A 22,425-nucleotide genomic window follows, 5' to 3' on the forward strand; every position below is an offset into this window, starting at 1 on the left:
AGGACGTTATTTTGAAAATCGTAGTATTGGACGGATTTACGCTGAACCCGGGCGATCTTAGTTGGAGTGCGCTCCAAGAGTTGGGAGACGTTACCGTTTACGAACGGACGAGTCCCGATCTCATCATTGAACGTGCGCAGCATGCGGGGCTCGTGCTGACGAACAAAACTCCGCTGCGCGGCGACACGCTTAGAAAGCTGCCGAACTTGAAGTATATCGGGGTGCTTGCGACCGGTTACGACGTTGTGGATGTGGAGGAAGCGGCGGCTCTGCGAATCCCGGTAACGAATGTGCCGGCATACAGCACGGATTCGGTGGCGCAGCTGGTATTCGCATTGCTTCTCGAGCTATGCCACCGCACCGGGATGCACAGCGACGCATCTCGCGGAGGCGAATGGTCGAGCAGCGCCGATTTCAGTTTCTGGAAATCGGAGCTTATCGAGCTGACCGGCAAGACGTTAGGTATTGTAGGAATGGGACGCATCGGAGAGCAGGTCGCGAGAATCGCCCAGGCGTTCCGCATGAATGTGGTCGCTTATACACGTTCGGGAAAGCCTTCTCCGGTAGAGGGGGTGCGGATGGTCTCGCTGGATGAGCTGGTGCGTACTTCGGATGTCGTATCGCTTCATTGCCCGCTTACAGCGGAAACGGAAGGGATGATCGACAGCTCCTTGCTTGAACGAATGAAGCCGTCGGCGTTCCTGATCAACACCGCCCGAGGAAAGCTAATAAAGGAACGAGACTTGGCGGATGCGCTTAACGGCGGCATCATTGCAGGCGCTGCCTTGGATGTTTTGTCGGTAGAACCGCTTCCGGCGAATCACCCGTTGCTCGCTGCGGCGAATTGCATCATTACGCCGCACATCGCATGGGCGACGCGCGAAGCGAGAGGCCGGCTCATGGAGGTTGCGGCAGGCAACGTCCGGGCGTTTCTTAGCGGGAAGCCGGTTAACGTTGTGAATAAATAATAAATTGATACCGCAATAAGGGAGGGGAATACCCTCTCTTTTTTTGTGCGTCTATGTCATTGACGTTCCCGTTATGTCAGCAATTGTGACTGATTTTTTAATTTTTTTTAAAATTTTGTGTAGGTTTTCGTAGTTTTCCGTAGGCTGGCGTTTACGATCCTTTGTAACGCGTGATGTATTCTGACAGCGAAGGGGGGAGTCCGATGATCCATTTTCATCAAGTGAACAAACATTACGGCAATTTTCATGTACTGAAGGACATTAACTTATCGATTCAACAAGGCGAAGTCGTTGTCGTAATCGGCCCGTCGGGTTCCGGAAAAAGCACGTTGGTTCGCTGCATCAATCGGCTCGAAACGATCACGGACGGCGAGTTGCTGGTAGACGGTGTGAGAGTGAACGACAAATCCGCCGATATCAACAAGCTGCGCCGGAATATCGGCATGGTGTTCCAGCATTTTAACTTATACCCTCATAAAACCGTATTGCAAAATATTACGCTCGCCCCCGTGAAAGTAGCCGGGGAAACGAAGGAAGAAGCCGAGAAAACGGCGATGTTTTACCTGGAGAAGGTCGGCATTCCCGACAAAGCGCATGCTTTTCCGGCGCAGCTGTCCGGCGGACAGCAGCAGCGCGTAGCGATTGCGCGCGGACTTGCAATGAAGCCTAAGATTATGCTGTTCGACGAACCGACGTCCGCGCTTGATCCGGAGACGATCGGCGAAGTGCTCGATGTCATGAAACGGCTGGCGCGCGAAGGGATGACGATGGTCGTCGTCACCCATGAGATGGGATTCGCGAAAGAAGTGGCCGACCGGGTCGTGTTCATGGACCGCGGTCAAATTGTGGAGGAAGCGGCACCGGCTGAGTTTTTCGCAAACCCGCGCGAGGAGCGCGCCCGTTTGTTCCTTAGCCGTATTTTAAATCACTAAATAGGAGAAGGGGTTGTTGGAACATGAAACGATGGGGCAAAGTCGTAAGTATTGCATTGACTGCCGTATTGGCGGTAGGAGCACTGGCAGGCTGCGGAGCCCAAGGTTCCGCCGAGAAAGGAACGATCGCTAAGATTAAAGAGCGCGGCAAAGTCGTTGCAGGCGTCAAGTACGATCTGAACTTGTTCGGTCTGAAGGATCCGGCAACGGGTAATGTCGAAGGCTTCGACATCGACATCGCCAAGCAAATCGCGAAGAAGGTGCTTGGCGACGAGAACGCGATCGAGCTGGTTGAAGTGACCTCGAAGACGCGGATTCCGATGCTGCAGAACGGCGACATCGACTTGATCGCGGCGACGATGACGATTACGGAAGAACGCAAGCAGGAGATCGACTTCTCCGACGTATACTTCACTGCCGGACAATCGCTGCTCGTCCCTAAGGACAGCCCGATCAACTCCATTAAAGATTTGACGTCCGGTTCGAAAGTGCTGACGGCGAAGGGCTCCACATCGGCAGCCAACATTCGCGAAGCGGCGCCGGACGCGCAAGTTCTCGAATTCGAAAACTATGCCGAAGCATTCACGGCGTTGAAAGCCGGACAAGGGGACGCGCTGACCACCGACAATGCATTGCTGTTCGGCATGGCGAAGCAGGATCCGAATTTCCGCGTGCTGGATGAAACGTTCACGGAAGAGCCGTACGGCATCGGTATTGCTAAAGGCGACGAAGAATTCGTCAACCTCGTAAACGACGTGTTGAAAGAGCTGAAAGAGAGCGGGGAATACGACGCGATTTACGAGAAATGGATCGGCAAAAAACCGCAATAACGCAGCATTCGAGGGGATGAGCGCATACCGCTCGTCCCCATCGTGCTTACTTACGGAATAAAGGAGGGAAAGGGATATGATCATCGATATAACGGTTCTCACGGAAAATTTCGACCGCTATTTGGCCGGTTTTTGGGGAACGACACTTGCAAGCGTTTTATCCCTTGTCGCAAGCTTCATTCTTGGCACGATTATTGCGGTGTTCCGGATCACCCCCTTTAAGCCGCTTCAATGGTTCGGCACGGCGTATGTGGAGTTTATACGGAATATCCCGCTTATCTTGATCGCATTTTTCGTGTTTGTCGGTTTTCCGCTGCTTACGGGCGTGCGATTCGATAATTTCACTACCGGCGTGATGGCTCTAAGCGTTTATACTTCCGCTTTTATTGCCGAAGCGATTCGGGCAGGCATTATGGCGGTTCCCAAAGGGCAGATGGAAGCGGCCCGTTCCGCCGGACTCACGTATATTCAGGCCATGTGGCACGTCATTTTGCCGCAAGCGGTCAAGATGGTCGTACCGCCACTCGGCAATCAATTTTTGAACCTCGTAAAAAACACTTCGATTTTTACAGTGATCAGCGCGGCCGATCTCATGTATCAAGCCGATTTAATCAACGCGGATACGTACAAGACGTTCAGCACCTATATTTTTGCCGCCGTGTTTTATTTGATTTTGACGATTCCGCTCAGCTTCGGCGTTCGTTACCTTGAAAAAAGATATGATTCACCGCAGCGAGGAGGAAGCACGCAATGGACTTCTTAGGCGCATTATCTCCTGCGAATATAAACTTTCTGCTGCAAGGCTTCCTGCTCACGATCCAAGTAGCGGTCGTATCGATCGTATTGAGCTTTATCATTAGCGTTATTGTGGGAACGGTACGCTACGCCCAAGTTCCGGTGCTGTCGAAGATTTTCGCCGTTCTTGTGGAGACGATTCGGAATTTGCCCCTGCTGCTCATTATATTTTTCACGTATTTTGCCCTGCGGGAAGTGGGGATCAGACTCGATAAATTTACGGCTGCGGTTACTGCGCTCGTCATATTCGAATCCGCGATGATTTCCGAAATCGTGCGAAGCGGACTCAATTCGGTGGAAAAAGGTCTCGTCGAAGCGGGACGTTCCTCCGGACTCACTCGGGCGCAGACGTTATGGCACATCGTGCTGCCGATCGCGCTTCGCCGCATGGTGCCTCCGATGGTCAGCCAATTCATTTCGCTGCTGAAGGATACGTCGCTGGCAGTCGTCATCGCGCTGCCGGAGCTGATGAATCACGTTCAAATCATAAACGGCCACAACATCAACTATGTCATCCCGACATTCCTCTTTGCGGCGGTGTTATATTTTGCCGTAAATTACTTGCTTTCAATCATTTCGCGAAGACTGGAGCATAAGCATCCATAATATGCTATGGCTCCGGGACGAGACAAAATGCTCTTTCTTCCTTTACCATTAGGGGGATAGAGCATTTTTGGTACGCGAAACGAAAGTGAAAGGAGCGGTCCGTTTCATGAAAGACCAAAGACTGTTGATCTGGATTGTCATTCTTCTTTCGACCGCGCTGCTTGGGGAAGTGAAAATTACGCCGTTCGGCGGCGATTTTCGGTTTTCGCTCGGGATTGCCGCTTATTTCTTCGGCTTGCTTTGGTTCTCCGTACCTGTGCTTGTAACGGGTATTTCCGCCGGCTTGTTCATCGTATTTTTTCGGATCGGCGTCGATGCCGCGCTGTACGGCACGCCGTGGGTGGAAGGCGTCGTACAGCATATGCCCACCTGTTTTTACTATGTTTCTTTCGCGGCCATTATCTCCGTCTTGAAAATAAAAACGAACGTCGAATATCCGTTAAAGGTCGGTTTGTACGGCGCGCTGGCCGACATCGCTTCGAACTGTGTGGAGCTGTTGGCTCGCTACGGATCGGGCATTCCGTCGAATATAACGACCGGGGGCTTTTTGTTAATTATACTGGTCGGCTTACTAAGAAGCTTCTTTGTCGTCGGCCTCTGCAACATGCTCGCCATCCGGCAGGTTCGCGCCCTTGGGGAGCAGCGCCGCCAAGAGCTGGAGCGGTTGATGATGATCAACTCCAATTTATTCGTGGAGTCGTTCTATCTTCGAAAGTCGATGAGCCATATCGAAGATATTACGAGAGAGAGCTATCAGTTATATAGAAGGCTGAAAGAGATTTCGTTTCCCGACGCGTCGCAAGCTTTGTTCATCGCGGAGAACGTGCATGAAGTAAAGAAGGATTCGCAGCGCATACTGTCCGGACTTGCCAAGATCATCCGCCAGGAGCAGATGCTTTCGAAGCGGATCGGCATCCCGGCGCTCTGCGCCATGGTGGCGAGCACCAATGAAAACTATGCGCTCTTGCTCGGCAAAAAAATCCGAATCTTTACCAGGTGCGACGTAAAGCTGTCCACCGACGAAATTTACCCGCTGCTATCGGTATTGAACAACATTGTCTCGAATGCCGTGGAAGCGATCGACGGGCAAGGACATATTGATATGGATGTCAAGCTTCAAGAAGACAGCGTTGTGTTTACGATCACCGATAACGGCCCGGGCATATCGCCGGACGAACGGGAGCTTATTTTTCAGCCGGGATACACGACGAAATTCGACGCGGAAGGAAATTCGTCGACGGGCATCGGGCTTTCCCACGCATCGGACATTACGAAGCTGCTTGGGGGACAAATCCGGATATGGAGCAATCCGGGAGAGACGAGATTTGAAGTGTGCATTCCGACGGAACGATTGATTCGTAAGGAGGTGGCGGAGCATGCTCCGGTTTTACTTGGTGGAGGATGATCCGGCGGTCCGCAAAATGGTTTCGCGCATCATTGCCGAAAGCGGTCTAGGCGATGTCATCGGCGAAGCGGCCGACGGTTGGAGCGCATCGTACGAAGCGGTCCGGAAAGCGGATGTAGTCGTCATCGATTTGCTGATGCCGGGCCGCGACGGAATCGAGACGGTAAAATCACTCCGCGAAGAAGGCTACGGCGGCCGATTTATTATGGTTTCCCAAGTGGAAAATAAGCAAATGGTCGGTGAGGCGTACCAGCAAGGGATCGATACGTTTATCCAAAAACCGATTAACCGTTTGGAGGTTCATGCCGTTTTGAAGCGGGTGGCCGATCATCTGTTACTGGAGAAATCGTTGCAGACGATCCGGCATTCGCTCAGCGTCTTCGATCTGCAAGGAGCCGAGGAACCGATGCGCCAAGGGGTGGGGCTGCAAGAGCGTTCGGTCGAGCGGCAAGCGCGTTCCTTGCTGCTGCAGCTCGGAATCGCCGGGGAAGCGGGCGCCTCCGATTTGATCGATATCGTCAATTGGTTGACGGAACAAGAGCGGGATGGACGCGAGCTTGCCGAACTGCCGCCGCTCAAAGAAATTTATGAGCAAGTGGTCCGAATCAATCGGGGGGATCGAGAAGACGGCTTGCAGAAGGACGCCCGCGCGATGGAGCAAAGAGTGCGCCGGTTGGCGTCGCATACGCTTACCTCGCTTTCGTCATTAGGCTTGAACGATTACGCGAATCCGACGTTCGAGTACTATGCTTCCCGGTTGTTCGATTTTCAAGAGGTTCGCCTCCGCATGCGGGAGTTGGAGGGTGGAGGCAAGACGACATCGGCCAAATTGAATATTCGAAAGTTTTTGTATGTATTTTACATGGAGGCGCGCTCCGTTAAATCATAGCTATAAACCCGTTGGATATTTTTATGAACTAACGAAGAAAATAGGAATGCAACCTGAAAGGAGGCTTCCCCCATGAACATACAACGAGCTCAAGAAATAGCTGATTCTCCCGTAATGGCGAACGTAACGCATGAAGGAGTTCCGATTTATATCCAGCATGTGGATCAAGCGAACGAAACCGCTAGAGTATATCCGCTTGCCGATCGGCAGAACGAGTATGACGTCCCGCTTAGAAGCTTAAAGGAGCATTAACCGATGCCGAAGGTGCTGTTGGCCGTTCCTGGAGATCCCGTCGCGATAACGAACGTTAACGAAGGACAAGGCGGGATTTCCGAACTTATCGGCGGTCCGCTCGAATGCGTTCGGTTAAATCACGAGTTGACGCTGTACTGCAACAGCGAAGGGAATGAGAAGGATTTGCCCGTCAATCCGCATTTCAGCCAAGGGATTATTAAAGGCCCGTTCGTCATCGCAAGAGCAGTCGCATCGGATCAAATCGTAGGAATTGAGGAGAGCGACCTTCCGATCATCCTCGATACGTATATTCGAACCGATTAGCTATTTGGAGCATACGCAATAATTGAAGAAACTTTCACGACATTTCATTAGTTGAAATATCGTGAAGTTTCTTTTTTTCCGTTTCCGGCACGCATACTATTGCTTCTATCAATCAACCTTTAAAAATGATAAATATCAATGTAAGCCTGCTAATTTCAGGACTGTCGAATTCCTTTATAATTGCAAATGTAAGCGCTTATAACCGAGGATTCATACATTGGAACTTATGAAAAACGACGGGGAGGAAACGGAATGCCCAGACAACTTGTTGCATCAGGAGCGCGAAAAGCGGATATAGCGGAATACGACTTGCCCGATTTAAAACCGAACGAGGTTCGCGTGCGGATTTTATACGCATCGCCGAAGCACGGCTCGGAACTGGCCGCTTTTCGGAACGAAAGCCCTCATTTGTCGGATTATTACGATGAGGACTGGCACACCTTCCTGCCGAGAGAGCTTAGAGAGAAAGAAGAGCACGGTCATTTCGGCAAGTGGAACTTGGGAAACCAGTGGGTAGGAAAAATCACCGAAGCGGGAGATCAGGTGAAAGACTACGCCATAGGCGACCGAGTCTGCGGCTACGGCGGGATCCGCGAGTTTCATACGGTCAATGCAGTAAACAATTATTACTTATTGAAGATGCCTGATCATATGACTTGGCAAAACGCGCTTTGCTTCGATCCGGCCCAATTCGCACTTGGCGCGATTCGGGACGCCCACGTTCGCGCCGGCGACCGGGTGGCGGTGTTCGGATTGGGAGCTATCGGGCAAATCGCCGCCCAGATGGCCAAATTCGCCGGAGCGAGCTATGTGGCCGTAATCGATCCAATCGAACACAGAAGAATTGCCGCGATTCAAGCCGGTGCGGACGAAGGCTTCGATCCGGTACATCAGGACGTCGGACTGGAGCTGAAAAAAGCGACCGGAAAGCTGGGAGTCGATGTCATTATCGAAACAAGCGCAAGCGAACAAGCGCTTCAAGCTTCCTTGCGCGGGCTGGCGTACGGCGGAACGATCGCATACGTCGGATGGGCGCGTGCGTTTAAAGGAGGCCTCGACCTTGGCCGCGAGGCCCATTTTAACAACGCAAAGATCGTATTCTCCAGAGCTTGCAGCGAGCCGAATCCGGACCATCCGCGCTGGAGCTGGCGCCGCATTGAAGAAACGTGCTGGAGCATGCTGGAGAAGGGCTTGATCCGCTGCGACCATATCATCCACCCGATCGTGCCGTTTGAGCGAAGCGCGGAAGCTTACGAGACGTATGTCGATAGGGAGCCGGCTAAGAGCATAAAACTGGGCGTAGCATTCTAAATTGCGACACGACGCATCTGCGGGGGGATATCGGTGGACGAACAATTGGATTTTCTATTAAATAGCGCTGACCTCAACGTAGTAGAATTCGATATCCATCGCCGCAAGGAAATGAAAACGTTCGGACGGACCCTTCCTTACCATGTCATGTCGTACCATAAAGAAGGGCACGCAAAGCTGCGGGTCGGCAATGAGACGCTTTCCATCGAACCGGGAACTGTGGTTTATATTCCCGCCCATTTGGAGCATGACCATTACAAAGACTCGCAGGAGGAGACCGTCTTTCTCCGGTGGCATTTCACCTATGAAATCGCAGGCGTAATGGACGTAATGAAGATGTTCCAAATCCCCTATACGTTCAAGCTGCAAGACAAGGAACATTTCGAAGAGGTATTTCTGCAATTCAAGCAATCGACCTCTACAAGCGGATTTTTGCCGAGATCGGTGTTGAAACAAGCGAAAGCGTTAGAGCTGCTATACATTCTGCTGGACAATGCGCTATCCCAGAAACAGGAAGAGCCCGATAAGCTTTCGTCGAAAACGTTCGTCGGCATTCTGGCCCGCATCATTCAGCAGCCGGAGAATCCCGTATCGCTGCAAGGATTGGCGGAAGGGATGCATATGCATCCGACCTATATTTGCAACCGCTTCAAAGAGTTGTTCGGGAAGTCTCCGATGCAGATGCAGAGAGAGATGCGGATCCAACGCGCCAAAGCGCTGCTGCAGTCGGGCATGTTGTCGGTGACGGAAATATCGAATGCGCTCGGATTCAGCGAAATTCAAAACTTTTCCAGACTGTTCAAGTCGTATGTCGGGGTATCCCCGAAGCAATACCGCGATTTACAAAAGAAATGGAGAGATAATGGATGAAGCTCGCAACGCAGGATCGCGCTTTCTTCGGAAACAGCTTTACGGAAAAATTGGCCAAGATCCGTACGTTGGGATTTGCCGGGCTGGAAATCGACGGCAAACGGTTAATGGAACAGTTTGAAGAAATTCGCGCCGCCGTTAAAGAAACGGGGACGGGCATCAGCTCGATCTGCGGGGGATATCGCGGCTGGATCGGCGCATTCGAGCCGGAGGAGCGAAAGCGCGCCATTGAGGATATCGGCGAAATCCTCAAGTATACCGCGGAGATCGGGGCGGCCGGCGTTGTCGCGCCCGCGGCGTTCGGCATATGCTCCCGAAAACTGCCGCCTTTTCGCTCCCCCAGATCCGAGGAAGAGGAGAGAGCCGTTCTGCTGGATGCGCTGGATCAAATCGACCGGCTCGCAAAGCAGGCAGGCAGTTTCCTTTTACTGGAGCCGCTTAACCGCTACGAAGATCACATGATCAACCGGCTCTCCGATGCGGCCGGTCTCATCCGTGAAGGAAATTTCTCATCGGTAAAAGTAATGGCCGACTTCTTCCACATGAATATCGAGGAACGCGATATCGCCGCAAGCATCCGGGAAACGGGCGAACTGATCGCTCATGTCCATCTCGCCGACAGCAACCGATTGTTGCCGGGGCTCGGGCACACGGATTTCCGATCCGGCTTTCAAGCCCTCAAGGAGATCGGTTTCGAGGGGTATATGGCGATTGAATGCGAGCTGCGCGATAATCCGGAGCAAGCCTACATCGAGTCCGTCCGGTTTTTGACCGAGTGCACGAATCGATAAATCAAGGAGGATTGCCGAGATGCTGAGACTTGTAAAGGGGAGACGGTTCGCCATGCCGGTTCTGCTGGCGATATGCTTAACGATAGCCGCTTGCTCCAACCCCGAAGCCGCTTCTACGGGAGATGCCGGAACGATTACGTTAACGGTTCCGGATTCTAAGATTTGGGGAGAGGAAAGCTCCGCCCTGCAAGTGATGTACGATTTATTCGAAGCGGAAAACCCGGGTATCAAGGTAAAACAAACGTCGGTAGAAGATTACGCTCCGGCGCTGGCTGCCGGAAAAGCGCCGGATTTAATGCTGATGGATCCGTTCGTGGCGAAAGAAAGCTATAAGCAAAATTATGTCGAGCCGCTCGATACGTACTACGACCAGTACGGCTGGGGGGACGGAATGTACAAATGGGCCAAAAACGCCTACTCCATAGACGGGAAGACGATCGGAATCCCGTGGAATTACGAAGGGCTGCTGCTTGTTTATAACGAAACGCTGTTTAAAGAAAACAGATGGAACGTGCCTTCCAATTACAACGAATTGGTGACGCTGGCGGAACAAATGAAACAAAAGGATTTGATCCCGCTCGCGTGGGGCACCTCCGACTGTCCCGGCTGCGACGACTGGTGGGTTACAAGCATTGTAAACAGCGTGCTCGGACCCGAAGGAACGAAGCAGCTGTTCTCGGGAGACGGGAAATGGACCGACCCTGTGATTGTCGATGCGCTCCGGAGGTTCGCGGAATTTTGGAAAGCAGGCAATTTGTCGGATAAAAAGTCGCACTCGATTTCCCAGGAAGACAGCATGCAGCTGTTTGCGACGGGACGCGCGGCGATGAGGCTGGACGGCACTTGGAGCCTGGCTTCCGATATCGAAACGGACTTTGACATCGGCTTCGCGCCGTTCCCGAGCTGGAAGGAAGACGGAGAACCGGTTATTCCGCTCGGAGTCGGAGGAGGGCTGGTCATCAACGCCAAATCCAAACACAAGGATGAGGTCGCCAAATTGCTCAACTACTTCTTTCACGCCGACGTCTTGAAATCGATGGCGGAACACGGCATTCCGGAGCCTGTGGAAGCCGATTACAGCTCGTTCGAATTAAAACCGAGCGTAGCCGAGGCGCTAGATCTGATCAATACCGCGGCCAAGGACGGTAAAACCGGGTACGTCGCTTGGTCCTACGGATCGCCGAGCGTCGTAAGCGTACTGGAATCCGATGTGGCCAGCATTTATCTGGATAAAATGACCGTCGAGAAATGGCTTGAGGATTTGCAGAAGAAGAAAGAGAAGGATATGAGCGAAAATAATGTATTCAGCCTATCGAACTATTAGGGAAGACGTTAACTCAACTCCGAAGAGCCTTGCGGCTCTTCGTCTTTTTACACTGCATCCTTATCTGCTGCGATTACACTCATCGAAAGCGAGGGAGAAATGCGTTGAGCAGAAAGACGACCGGCGCGGTTGTTTCCAACGGCTGGTGGTACATACTTCCCGGCCTGCTGTTTCACATCGTCGCCGTTACGATCCCGGCGGTGATGTCGCTGTTTATGCCGTTCACGGAGTGGAACGGGTTGAACGTTCCCAAATTTATCGGGCTTGCGAATTTTGCGGAAGCGCTGCAGGACCGCGTTGTCGGGATGGCGCTGATGAACAACGTCAAGTGGATGCTGTTTTGCATTACGATTCCTCTCGTCTTTGCTTTCGGTCTTGCCCATCTGTTAACGAAAGTAAAGAAGGGACAGGTTACATACCAAGCGGTTTTTTTCTCGACCTCCATTATTACGGTCACCGTCGCGGGGCAAATCTGGTTTTGGCTGTACAATCCGTTTAGCGGAGTCAATTTTTATTTGGAGAAGGCCGGACTCGATTTTCTGGCTTGGCCGGGATTGACAATTCCTTCCTTCGCGCTTGTTTCCATTCTTATCGCCGACATGTGGAAGGGCTTCGGCGGCAACGTAATTTGGCTGCTGGCCGCGATGACGCAGCTGGACAAATCGCTGGAGGAATCCGCCAGGCTGGACGGGGCGGGGCGGCGGCAAGTGATGTGGAACATTATTTTACCGCAGCTTCGGCCGACGATCGTCATTTTATCCTTCTTAACGGTCATCGGTTCTTTCGGCGCCTTCGAAATGGTCTACGTTATGACGGGCGGCGGTCCGGCGCATTCTACAGAGACACTGTCCACCTACTATTATTCCTTGAGCACTGCCGGCCGCAGGGCGGGCTACGCTTCCGCGATCGCATTGTTCCAGATGGTAATCTCTTTCTTGTTGATTATTGTTTATGTGGCGCTGAGAAAGCGGAAAGGGTGGGATGTGTAATGCAACTTCGGTTCAATTGGCGCCATCTCCCGTTGATTGCCGTCGCGGTATTCGCTTTGTTTCCTATGCTGCTGCTGTTTATGAACTCATTTAAGACTAAATCCGAAATCATTAAAAATCCGTTAGGATTGCCCGGCCGCTGGACGCTTGAAAACTATTTCAACGCCTGGGATCAGGGAAATTACAGTGTCGCATATTTGAACACCATTGTGATTACCGGCTTCACGGTAAGCTTGGTATGCGCGCTGTCCGCTCTGGCCGCTTACGGCCTCACGCATTTAAGAACTCGCGGATCGGCGGCGTTCATCGCGTATTTGTTTATTTCCATGAGCATGCCGATCGGTTTTATTCCGATTTTCTTCATGATGGTTCGGCTCAATCTGATCAACACCTGGTGGGGGGTGATCATACCGTATGTCGGCGGCGGTTTTGCCTTTAACGTATTTTTGATGAGAGCGTTCATGCTGGGCATTCAGAAGGAACTCCTCGAATCCGCCAAAGTCGACGGCTGCGGCAGCTTTCGGGCTTTTATCAGCATCGTAGTGCCGCTCTGCAAGCCGGTGTTTACGGTGGCGGCGATTTTCTCCGCGCTCGGGACGTGGAACGAAATCTTTTTGTCGAACGCCATTCTGCAGGTGGAAGAAGTTCGCACCGTTTCCGTATCTTATTTGAATTTTACGAGCAAGTACGGAACGAACTGGGGCTTGATGGCTGCCGGCGGCGTCATTACAGTCATTCCGATGGTCATTTTGTTTTTGATTATGACGCGGAAATTCGTCACCGGCATGCAGGAGGGCAGCGTGAAATTTTAACGGCAGAGGAGCAAGTCCAAGCTTACATCGGTTGAAGCGCCGTACAAACGATCGAAACGAACCCGCTCAAACCGTATTTGCAACATCGTCATAACTTCAACGATGACCCCTGTGTTGGGGTCATTTTTATTTAGAAAATAATAAAACGAAAAAATTATTTTTTTATTTAGAAAATATATTTACACTTATGAAAACTACTCTATAATATGAAATAAATCCGACAATTAACTGGGGGTTAATGACAACTGTTATTTCCTGCTTTGCGGAAGATCGAGCGTCCGCGGGGGAGCGAAATATATCGATTAACGGTTGCAAGATGCATACATACCGCAAGTCGAAAGCCTCAAAGCATGACGCATCCGGAAGAAGGGAAGTGATTTCGGTTACGGGTTCATGATGGAAAAGGTTTATTTGCCTGCATCTTTTTTGACAGCGTTTTCATTGCACTCAAAAATTTGAACGAGAGTGAGTGACCGTTCCTATGCAAAAGCGTTTGTCGCTGATTGTACTCATGCTTTGCGTCTTTCTGACGGCGATCTCCCCGGCGCTTGCGAACAGCGAAGCACATTCCGGCTGGTCCAGGGAAGGCTTGATGCAACAGGCAGAACAGCTCCAAGGCTTTATCGACACGGAAAGCCGTCCGCTATTAAAACGGTTTCTTGAGCACGTACGCGATGACGCGGCGGCCGTGCTCGCGTCTTCGGATATTTCCGCCGAAACCGGATTGAAAACGAACAATGCGCTCCATTATGCGCTAAGGCTGGCGAATGATGCCGCCGCATCAACCGATTCATTGCGGGCGAATACGCCGTTCGCCGTGTACACGGTTCCGGCGCTCAGTCCGGAGAAGCGGCTGCCAAACACCATTCCTGAGGACGGTACGTTCGGGAATGAAATTAAGGTCGTATCCGCGCAAAACGAATACGAAGCGGCTTCGTTCGTACTCGCGCCGTTAGCGGACGCAGGCTCGGTAACCTTTACGGTGAACGACCTGCAAAGCAATGACGGCGTCATCCCGGCAAGCGCGGTCGACATGTATGTCGTGAAAACATGGTACCAAGGCGGGACGGCATGGCAAAGCTATTTCTTCGACGACAAAAAGGACGTATTGACTCCCGAACTGCTGCTGCATGACGAAAACTTAATTCAGGTCGATCATGCCTTGAAGAAAAACTACGTTCGCGTCGATTACCCGACAGGTTCGCAATACGTAGATGTATTCACCAAACCGGCGAAAAAATTCGATCATTTGTCGGAGCCGGTTGCGGATAGTCCGGCGCTTCTGCCGATCGCGCTTACGCAAGGCGAGTCGAAGCAAATGTGGATCACGACGAAGGTTCCCGCCGGTACACCGGAAGGCATCTATACCGGCACGATCGATATTTCGGCGGACGGCGTTCCTGCCGGACAAATTACGCTCAAAATCCGCGTGCTTCCGTTTGAGCTTCCTGCACCGAAGACGTATTACGACACCAACAAAGACTTCTACGTCATGCTGTTCCATGAAAGCCGGGTGCGGGAATATATGGGCGAAACCCGCGGGAATGCCGCGCTTGTCGACAAGAAGCTGTCGAACGAGTACCGGAACATGGCTGAGCATAATGCCGTGAATATTCCGGGGCCGTTGTATAACTCGGCGGACAGTCAGCTTTATTTCCATCAGCTCGATTTGATGCGGCAGGCCGGACTCGACTTGGATCCGTTGTTCGGCGTCAAACAGACGTATCCGGAATATACGATTTACACGCATTATGCAAATTATTTGAATGCGAAAACCGCGTATGACGCCAATCCGACGGATGCGAACAAAGCGACGATGGACCGTTATTACACGCTCTGGCGCCAAGGCGTCGACAATTATTTACCGACCCTAGACGCAGCTTATCAAGCCGTCTCTTCCTATGTCGGTCATACGAATCTGTATTTTGACGGCTGGGATGAAGCGAGCTGGGGGATGCTCCAGTTCCAACAAGAAATTTGGCGTTATGTTCAAGATCATCTGGGAGCGAAGGTGTTCGCGACAGGCAAAGAATCGCACTTGGATTTGGAAACGAAGGAAAACTTCCTTAACTGGGCCGGGGAAATGACGCGCGAAAGAGCGGACGCTTGGCACGCGACAGGGGAAGACCGCATGATCACAAGCTACGCCTACCCGCATTCGGGCCCGGAAAATCCGGATTTGATGCGTCAGCGCCACGGCATGTGGCTGTACAAAGCGAACTATGACGCAACATACAATTACATCTACTACGAGAATTTCTTAAATACGTGGAACGATGATATTGATGCAACGTTCCGGGCGTTAAACTTTGTGTATCCGACGCAAACGGACGTCATCGACACCCTTGCTTGGGAAGGCTTCCGCGAAGGCATCGACGATATTCGTTATGCAACCAAGCTAAAGCAATTGGCTGAGGAAGCGATCGCTTCGGGAAATGCAGAACGCGCCGCCGCCGCGAACGATGCATTGAATTGGCTTGAAGTCACGGATGAGCGTTCGACAAGCGCGGACATGATTCGTCTCGAACTCATTCATCACATTATGAAGCTGCTCGATCTGACCGACGCGGAATAAGGAGGAGATATTTATGGCGAAACAATCGAAACGCATTGCAGCGCTGCTGATGATGATCGCGCTTATCGTCTCCGGCTTGCCCTCGGCGATCGCGGCGGAACCGACGAAGCTCGTGTATCATGTGAAGTATGCCTCTGAGGATTTGTCGACGCCGACGGACTGGTATAACAGCAGCTACTTCAACAATCCGGAATACAAAGAAAACCGATTCGTGCAGTATTGGTGGGAAACCCCGATTACGCCGGGCGGCCCGCGGGATACGGGCTTCTACATGGTGTACAACGAGGAAGGTTTAAACCTATTTTTCCAATCGAACGAAGCGGAGAGGGAAGCGAACGGCGTCTTGAAAAACAGCTCGATCGAAATGTTCCTGCAAACCGGACTCGATGACGTGCCGTACCACCAGATGATTATTCCGACGAACGGCGGCCCGATCGAATATTACGAGTGGCAGACGGAATACCGCAACAACCGCCCGTTAAAGGGCAACGTGACAATCATCAACGAAGAAATTCCGACGGGATGGGGCACGACGGTGCACATTCCATGGGAGACGTATTACGAATATGTTCCGCTGAACGGCGAGGATTGGGCGTTTGCGATGATTCGCTGGTCGCCGTCGAATTCCCCGACCTGGGGCGGCCATGTGCATCAAGTCGGGCGGTTCAACGTGCTTGACTTCCAGACGCCTAGTGCCGAGCAGCGCACGGAAATTCAAAAGCACATCATCCGGAAGGCATGGGAGAAGTTTAACGATACCGCGGCATCGCTTCGGGCAACGTGGCTGAACGGCAACCCGGATAACGCAAAGTTTTTTAACAGCCGAATCCAACCGTTGATCGCGCAAGAGGAAGCGAACGGCAGCCAAGTGTCGAACCTTGATTCGTTAAGCGCGGCGGAAATCGATGCGCTTTACCGAAATGTAGAGCGCTGGTTCGAGTTCCGCTACGAAGCGGAAGACTCGCGAATGAATTATGTTTTGAATTCGTTGTTCAGCGACAACGCGACGCCGACGGTAACGGACGTCACGTACGTCGCGCTCCGCAACACGGTGGCCGGCGGCGTCATTTTCGGGGAGGACCCGGACGGCGACGTACTGACGTATGCGCTCGGCACGGCACCTGCGAACGGAACGGCGACGGTGGATGCAGCCGGCGGCTGGACGTATACGCCGAACCCGGACTTTACGGGCGACGATCGGTTTACGGTGACGGTGTCGGATGCGGCCGGCGCTTCGGCGACCGCGGCGGTCAATCTGTTGGTAATCCGTGAACCGGAGACATTCGTTATGCCGGATCCGGCGGAGCCGAACGGAAGCAACGGATGGTACACATCCGACGTAACGGTGACGCTGACGACAACGGGCGATGAACGGATCGGCGGAGCGGACCGAACGGAATACCGGTTGAACGGCGGCGAATGGAACGTCTACGACGGGCAATTCGAGATAACGGAAGAAGGCGATACTCTGCTGGAGTACCGCGGCGTGGACATGATCGGCAACGTAGAGGCCGTGAAGACGGCAACGATCCGAATCGACAAAACCGCTCCGGCAATCGAAATCGTTCTGGACAAAACGATATTGGAAACGCCGAACCATAATCTGGCGGACATTCAGGCAACCGTTACGACAAGCGACGGTATTTCCGGTGTCGACTCGTTCGCGTTGACGTCGATTACGCATAACGAGTCGGATAACGGAACGGGTGACGGGAACACGGTGAATGACATTCAGAACGCGGAGTTCGGCACGGCCGACACAACGTTCAGCCTGCGGGCGGAACGGTCCGGCAAAGGGGACGGCCGCATCTATACGATTACGTATACCGTAACGGATCAGGCAGGATTAACGGGAACCGGTACCGCGACGGTTACGGTGCCGCATTAATAAGTAACGCCATAAGAGTGCCGCAGTTCGGCTGGAAAGCCTGCTTGCGGCACTCCTGTTGTTGGATGCTGCAGTAGAATCCAAATCAAGGTATAATCCTTCTTTTTAATAATTTTTTATAGATATCTCCGTTATTTCGACAAACCCGGAAGCGTTTGCAGTGTATAATGTCCTTGTCCTGTTATTTTTATCCATTATTAGGGAGGGATTTTTGCGTGTTCAAACGAAAAACTTTTTTTACAATGGCACTGATCGTCTCGTTGCTGGGGGCGAGTATTGCCAGCGCAGCAGGCGAAGTCATACCGGTAAGCTCGCTTCAGCCGGCCGTGACGATCGAAAAACCGACGCTGACTCCCGTCGGAGGAAAGCTGATCTTTAGCGACACGCCGGAAATGTTCAGCGAAACCGGAGCTTTTTACCGAGATTCTGCGGAAGGCGAGTTCCGCGTGTTCTGGCATCACCAGAACGTATCCGAGGATACGACGCATACCGTGTCGGCAGCCGTAACGAATTTGTCGTCCGAAGAGGTGATGCTGTTTTCCAAAGGAAGCGGCGTCGGAACAAGCATTTACGTCAATTATGCGGGTCAGCTCGCGCTAAGAGCCTTCATGAAAACCTACGGCACGACCAAATATCTCGCAACCTTGTCGCCGGGCGAAAGCTATTTCGTAGAAGCTGCGACCGACCCCGGCCTGACAACAAGCGGGATTGCCCAGTTTAACGCGGTTACCAAAAACGGAAACAATCCGGCGGAAGTTACGGTCACCGTCCTTGGATACGAAACGAAACCGGAGCATCCGGAACAAGTCCCCATCCTTCCGGAAGAAGGCGGCCAGCTCGTCCGCGGCACGTTCCCGCATTTCGACCGGATCGGCACGATTACATACCGCACATCGATGGGGAACGCCGTCCGTCCGGTAGACTCCGCCGCATACGGTCAATGGCAGGACGATATGCCGGGCGAATATGAAGTCGGTTGGGATGCCGTCGACGGCAAACCGGTAATCAATAACGGCAATTACGGCGTTATTTATCACTGGACGATGGATTTCGTCAACGACGCTCATAACCCTCGCACGATAAACATGTACCTCACGCCATCCGGCGGTTGGGGAAGCTATGTTTTGCAATGGAATCAGGAAGTGCACGAATCCGGTTGGTTGTCTTACATGGACGCATGGAACTTCAATAGCTTTACGCTAGGAGCAAACGGGGGAACGATCAAAGCGAAAATGAGCCTGGTCGGCGGTTCCTCCGGCCCACAGACGCTTTATTTCACGAATAAAGAGAGGAAATAATCCGATACCGGAGCCGCGCACTCGCGCCGCTCCGTTTTTTTTCGTAAGTGCGGTCCAAGACGCCGCTCAATCGATTTATGTTATAGTGTTTATAGTTTGCAAGGAAAGGAAGTCAACACGGTATGGCGAAACGATTGATTTTGGCGGAAAAGCCTTCGGTTGCGCGGGATTTGGCGCGCGTGCTGAAATGCGATAAAAAAGGAGACGGATTTATCGAAGGGGCGAACGATATCGTTACTTGGGCGCTCGGTCACTTGGTGACGCTGGCGGATCCCGAAGCCTACGACGAAAAATATAAATCGTGGCGGCTGGAAGACTTGCCGATGCTGCCGGAGCGGCTTCAGCTGACGATTATCCGTCAATCCGGCAAGCAGTTCGCCGCGGTGAAATCGCAGCTGACCCGTAAAGATGTGAGCGAGGTCGTAATTGCGACGGACGCAGGCAGAGAAGGAGAGCTGGTCGCACGCTGGATTATCGAGAAAGCGAACGTCCATAAGCCGATTAAGCGGCTATGGATTTCATCCGTCACGGACAAAGCGATAGCAGACGGATTCCGCAAACTAAAGCCGGGTAAAGAATACGAGAACTTATATTATTCCGCGGTCGCACGTTCCGAGGCCGATTGGTATGTCGGACTGAACGCAAGCCGGGCGCTGTCTACGAAATTTAACGCGCAGCTCAACTGCGGCCGGGTCCAGACGCCGGTGGTGGCGATTATCGCGCAGCGCGAGGACGAGATACAACGGTTTCAACCGAAAACGTATTACGGCATCGAAGCGCACACGAACGACAAGCTGATTTTAACGTGGCAGGACGGGAATGGGAATAGCCGCACCTTCGATGCCGAGTGTGCGGCGGAGATCGTGAACAAGCTCGGCCGTCAGCATGCCGTTGTAACGCTCATTGACCGAAAGCCGAAGAAGACGTATGCACCGGCCTTGTACGATCTGACGGAGCTGCAGCGCGACGGCAATAAGCTGTTCGGCTATTCCGCTAAGGAGACGCTTAGTATTTTGCAGAAGCTGTACGAGCAGCATAAGGCGGTCACGTATCCCCGTACGGACTCGAGGTACTTATCATCGGATATGGTAAACACGATTCAGGATCGCCTCCAAGCCTGCGGAGCCGGTCCGTATCGATCGCTGGCGGCAAAAGTGCGGAATAAGGCGATTTCGGCATCCGCCGCATTCGTCGATGACAATAAGGTCAGCGATCATCATGCGATCGTACCGACCGAGGTGCCGGTGAACCTGTCCGCACTGAGCGATAAGGAGCGTAAAATTTACGACCTGATTGTGCGGCGGTTTATAGCCGTGTTGTACCCTCCGTTCGAATATGAGCAGCTGACCGTGCACGCGGCGATCGGCGGCGAACATTTCGCAGCTCGCGGAAAGACGGTGCTGCAGGCTGGCTGGAAAGAGGTGTACGACCTGTCGGTTGACGAGGAGGATGCGGCGGACGACATCAGGGAGCAGCTTCTTCCGCGTATGGAAAAGGGCCAAACGCTTCCGATCCGCCTCATTACCCAAACGTCGGGACAGACGAAACCTCCTGCGCGGTTTAATGAAGCGACTTTGCTGTCGGCAATGGAAAATCCAACGCCTTTTCTCCCTTCGGATCAGCGCCGGCTGAGCGATACGCTGAAGTCGACGGGCGGCCTCGGGACGGTTGCGACCCGCGCGGATATTATCGAAAAGCTGTTCAATACGTTCTTGATCGAGAAGCGCGGCAAGGACATCTACCTCACGTCGAAAGGAAAGCAGCTTTTGGAGCTCGTCCCGTCCGACTTGAAGTCCCCGGCGCTGACGGCGGAATGGGAACGAAAGCTCGAGCGGATCGCGAAAGGCGAGCTGAAGAAGGAGCTTTTCATAACCGAGATCAAGCAATATACGAAAACGATCGTATCCGACATCAAGAGCAGCGACAAGACGTACAGGCACGATAATGTGACCCGCACGGCTTGTCCGGACTGCGGAAAACCGATGCTGGAAGTAAACGGGAAGAAGGGGAAGCTGCTCGTCTGCCAAGACCGCGAATGCGGCCGCCGGAAGAACGTTTCGCTCGTTACGAACGCTCGTTGCCCGCAATGCAGAAAGAAGCTGGAGCTGCGCGGGGAAGGCGAAGGGCGAATCTTTGTATGCGCATGCGGCTATCGCGAGAAGCTTTCGGCGTTCGAAGCGCGGCGCGAAAAAGAAAGTGGCGGCGGCAAGATGGATAAGCGGTCGGTTCAGCAATTTTTGAAATCGCAGCAGAAGGAAGAGGAGCCGATCAACAATGCGCTGGCGGAAGCTTTGAAAAAACTTCAGCTTGGCGCGGATAAACAGGGGAAATAAGCGATATATACCACTTGCATGCCAATTGCAGGTGGTATTTTTAATAAATTATGTATTTATTTGTCGCAGCAAAACTAGTAATGTTAGAGGAAGGGGAAGCGGTTACATTTTTCTGATAGAAGGAGAGGTTGAGATGAGGGAGAAGGTTGGGATCGGCATCGTAGGCGCGGGGGCGATTGCGATTCGGGGAGCGTTAACGCACTTAAGCCAGGAGGATGCGCAGGAGAAAGTCCGGTTGGCGGCTATTTGCGATACCGTTCCAGGAAGGGCAAAGGCTGCGGCGGACAAATACGGCGTCGATGCGGCGTATGAAAGCTGCGAGGAGCTGCTCGCCGACCCGAATGTGGACATCGTAACGATCTGCACGCCGATCGGACTCCACTATGAGCAGGGCTTAATGGCAATTGAAGCGGGGAAGCATGTGCATTTCAATAAAACGATGACCACCCAGGTTGACGAAGCGGACGAAATTATCCGGAGGGCAGCCGAGAAAAACGTAAAAGTCGTAGCATCCCCCGGCATGATGCTGCATCCGGTGAACCGAAGAATGAGAAAGCTTGTCTTGGACGGCTCGCTCGGCCAATTGGCTTGGGCTATTACCGGTACGTCCGCAGGCAGCGGCACATACCACTTAAACGAAGAATTCAGAACCGGAAACGACATTCTAACGAACGTTAATCCCGAATGGTATTACAAGAAGCCCGGCGGAGGCCCGATGTACGACGTCTCGGTTTACGCCTTGCACAATCTGACGGGTATTTTAGGACCGGCGAAACGCGTTACCGCATTCTCAGGCATTGGAATTCCGGAACATCCATTCAGAGGTCAAACGATCGTAAATGAGATGGACGATTCCACGATGCTGCTGCTTGATTTCGGAAATTCGTTCTATGCAACGGTATACACTACGATTGCCGGAACGATTACAGGATGGACTCCCAATATTTACGGAACGCGCGGCTCCATCATCGGAACGAAATTCGGCGATCAACAATTGGTTCGCGAAGGCGACCACCAGCCTCATGTAACGGGGGTTCATCAGGAACTTCTTGAATCCCATGTTTATGAAGACATTATGCAGTTGGTCGACTGGGTGACGCTCGGAATTCCTACCATAGCGAGCACGGAGCATGCAAGACACGTAGTAGATATCATTGAATCCGGGTATCGGGCGGCGAGCACGGGAATGGCCCAAGATTTGTCTACATCATTCACTCCGTTGTCTTTGGATCAATTGAACGATTAAATCGA

20 protein-coding genes are annotated in these 22,425 nt (G+C 52.5%); all 20 read left to right on the forward strand.

Annotated elements, in window-relative coordinates:
• Positions 1-11: 11 nt before the first annotated feature.
• The 20 genes from PT964_RS09505 to PT964_RS09600 all read left to right on the forward strand — a co-directional run bounded on the left by PT964_RS09505 (position 12) and on the right by PT964_RS09600 (position 22,420).
• Positions 12-968 carry a D-2-hydroxyacid dehydrogenase gene (locus PT964_RS09505; protein ID WP_274363123.1) on the forward strand — a complete coding sequence of 319 codons (957 nt, stop codon included), beginning with the start codon at positions 12-14 and terminating at the stop codon, positions 966-968.
• Between the two features lie 203 nt (positions 969-1,171).
• Complete coding sequence (locus tag PT964_RS09510; RefSeq protein WP_274363124.1) at positions 1,172-1,900, forward strand: amino acid ABC transporter ATP-binding protein; 729 nt, start codon at positions 1,172-1,174, stop codon at positions 1,898-1,900.
• A gap of 23 nt (positions 1,901-1,923) precedes the next feature.
• Positions 1,924-2,730: a transporter substrate-binding domain-containing protein gene (locus tag PT964_RS09515; RefSeq protein WP_274363125.1), complete on the forward strand. Its 807-nt coding sequence runs from the start codon at positions 1,924-1,926 to the stop codon at positions 2,728-2,730.
• Positions 2,731-2,806: 76 nt separating this feature from the next.
• Positions 2,807-3,493: an amino acid ABC transporter permease gene (locus tag PT964_RS09520; RefSeq protein ID WP_274363126.1), complete on the forward strand. Its 687-nt coding sequence runs from the start codon at positions 2,807-2,809 to the stop codon at positions 3,491-3,493.
• Positions 3,481-4,131 carry an amino acid ABC transporter permease gene (locus tag PT964_RS09525; RefSeq protein ID WP_274363127.1) on the forward strand — a complete coding sequence of 217 codons (651 nt, stop codon included), beginning with the start codon at positions 3,481-3,483 and terminating at the stop codon, positions 4,129-4,131. The genes PT964_RS09520 and PT964_RS09525 overlap by 13 nt, the downstream gene beginning before the upstream one ends.
• A 106-nt stretch (positions 4,132-4,237) precedes the next feature.
• Positions 4,238-5,536 (forward strand): ATP-binding protein, encoded by a 1,299-nt coding sequence (locus PT964_RS09530; RefSeq protein ID WP_274363128.1) that lies wholly within the window; start codon positions 4,238-4,240, stop codon positions 5,534-5,536.
• Positions 5,508-6,425, forward strand: a complete 918-nt coding sequence (locus tag PT964_RS09535) for a response regulator (protein ID WP_274363129.1) — start codon at positions 5,508-5,510, stop codon at positions 6,423-6,425. Before PT964_RS09530 ends, PT964_RS09535 begins: the two co-directional genes overlap by 29 nt.
• Positions 6,426-6,497: 72 nt before the next feature.
• Positions 6,498-6,677: a small acid-soluble spore protein H gene (locus PT964_RS09540; RefSeq protein ID WP_274363130.1), complete on the forward strand. Its 180-nt coding sequence runs from the start codon at positions 6,498-6,500 to the stop codon at positions 6,675-6,677.
• Between the two features lie 3 nt (positions 6,678-6,680).
• Complete coding sequence (locus tag PT964_RS09545) at positions 6,681-6,983, forward strand: DUF3846 domain-containing protein (protein WP_274363131.1); 303 nt, start codon at positions 6,681-6,683, stop codon at positions 6,981-6,983.
• Positions 6,984-7,235: 252 nt separating this feature from the next.
• The gene (locus PT964_RS09550; RefSeq protein ID WP_274363132.1) at positions 7,236-8,294 is read left to right on the forward strand and encodes a zinc-binding dehydrogenase; all 1,059 of its coding nucleotides are present in this window, start codon (positions 7,236-7,238) and stop codon (positions 8,292-8,294) included.
• A 33-nt stretch (positions 8,295-8,327) separates the two neighbouring features.
• Complete coding sequence (locus PT964_RS09555) at positions 8,328-9,164, forward strand: helix-turn-helix domain-containing protein (protein ID WP_274363133.1); 837 nt, start codon at positions 8,328-8,330, stop codon at positions 9,162-9,164.
• Positions 9,161-9,955 (forward strand): sugar phosphate isomerase/epimerase family protein, encoded by a 795-nt coding sequence (locus PT964_RS09560; RefSeq protein WP_274363134.1) that lies wholly within the window; start codon positions 9,161-9,163, stop codon positions 9,953-9,955. Before PT964_RS09555 ends, PT964_RS09560 begins: the two co-directional genes overlap by 4 nt.
• Positions 9,956-9,974: 19 nt before the next feature.
• On the forward strand, positions 9,975-11,279 hold the full coding sequence (locus PT964_RS09565; RefSeq protein WP_274363135.1) for an ABC transporter substrate-binding protein: 1,305 nt from the start codon (positions 9,975-9,977) through the stop codon (positions 11,277-11,279).
• Between the two features lie 104 nt (positions 11,280-11,383).
• Entirely contained in the window at positions 11,384-12,268 is an 885-nt protein-coding gene (locus PT964_RS09570; RefSeq protein WP_274363136.1) for a carbohydrate ABC transporter permease, read from the forward strand.
• A complete protein-coding gene (locus PT964_RS09575; protein ID WP_274363137.1) occupies positions 12,268-13,080 on the forward strand; it encodes a carbohydrate ABC transporter permease in 813 nt (270 codons plus the stop codon). The genes PT964_RS09570 and PT964_RS09575 overlap by 1 nt, the downstream gene beginning before the upstream one ends.
• 481 nt (positions 13,081-13,561) lie before the next feature.
• Positions 13,562-15,655: a hypothetical protein gene (locus tag PT964_RS09580; protein ID WP_274363138.1), complete on the forward strand. Its 2,094-nt coding sequence runs from the start codon at positions 13,562-13,564 to the stop codon at positions 15,653-15,655.
• 13 nt (positions 15,656-15,668) lie between these two features.
• Positions 15,669-17,543, forward strand: coding sequence for an Ig-like domain-containing protein (locus tag PT964_RS09585; RefSeq protein WP_274363139.1), 1,875 nt, complete (start codon positions 15,669-15,671; stop codon positions 17,541-17,543).
• Between the two features lie 215 nt (positions 17,544-17,758).
• Positions 17,759-18,841 carry a hypothetical protein gene (locus PT964_RS09590; protein WP_274363140.1) on the forward strand — a complete coding sequence of 361 codons (1,083 nt, stop codon included), beginning with the start codon at positions 17,759-17,761 and terminating at the stop codon, positions 18,839-18,841.
• A 122-nt stretch (positions 18,842-18,963) separates the two neighbouring features.
• A complete protein-coding gene (locus PT964_RS09595; protein WP_274363141.1) occupies positions 18,964-21,174 on the forward strand; it encodes a DNA topoisomerase III in 2,211 nt (736 codons plus the stop codon).
• A gap of 133 nt (positions 21,175-21,307) precedes the next feature.
• Positions 21,308-22,420 carry a Gfo/Idh/MocA family protein gene (locus PT964_RS09600; protein ID WP_274363142.1) on the forward strand — a complete coding sequence of 371 codons (1,113 nt, stop codon included), beginning with the start codon at positions 21,308-21,310 and terminating at the stop codon, positions 22,418-22,420.
• The last annotated feature ends 5 nt before the right edge of the window (positions 22,421-22,425 follow it).

It is taken from the genome of Paenibacillus thermotolerans (assembly GCF_028745515.1).
Lineage (GTDB): Bacteria > Bacillota > Bacilli > Paenibacillales > YIM-B00363 > Paenibacillus_AE > Paenibacillus_AE thermotolerans.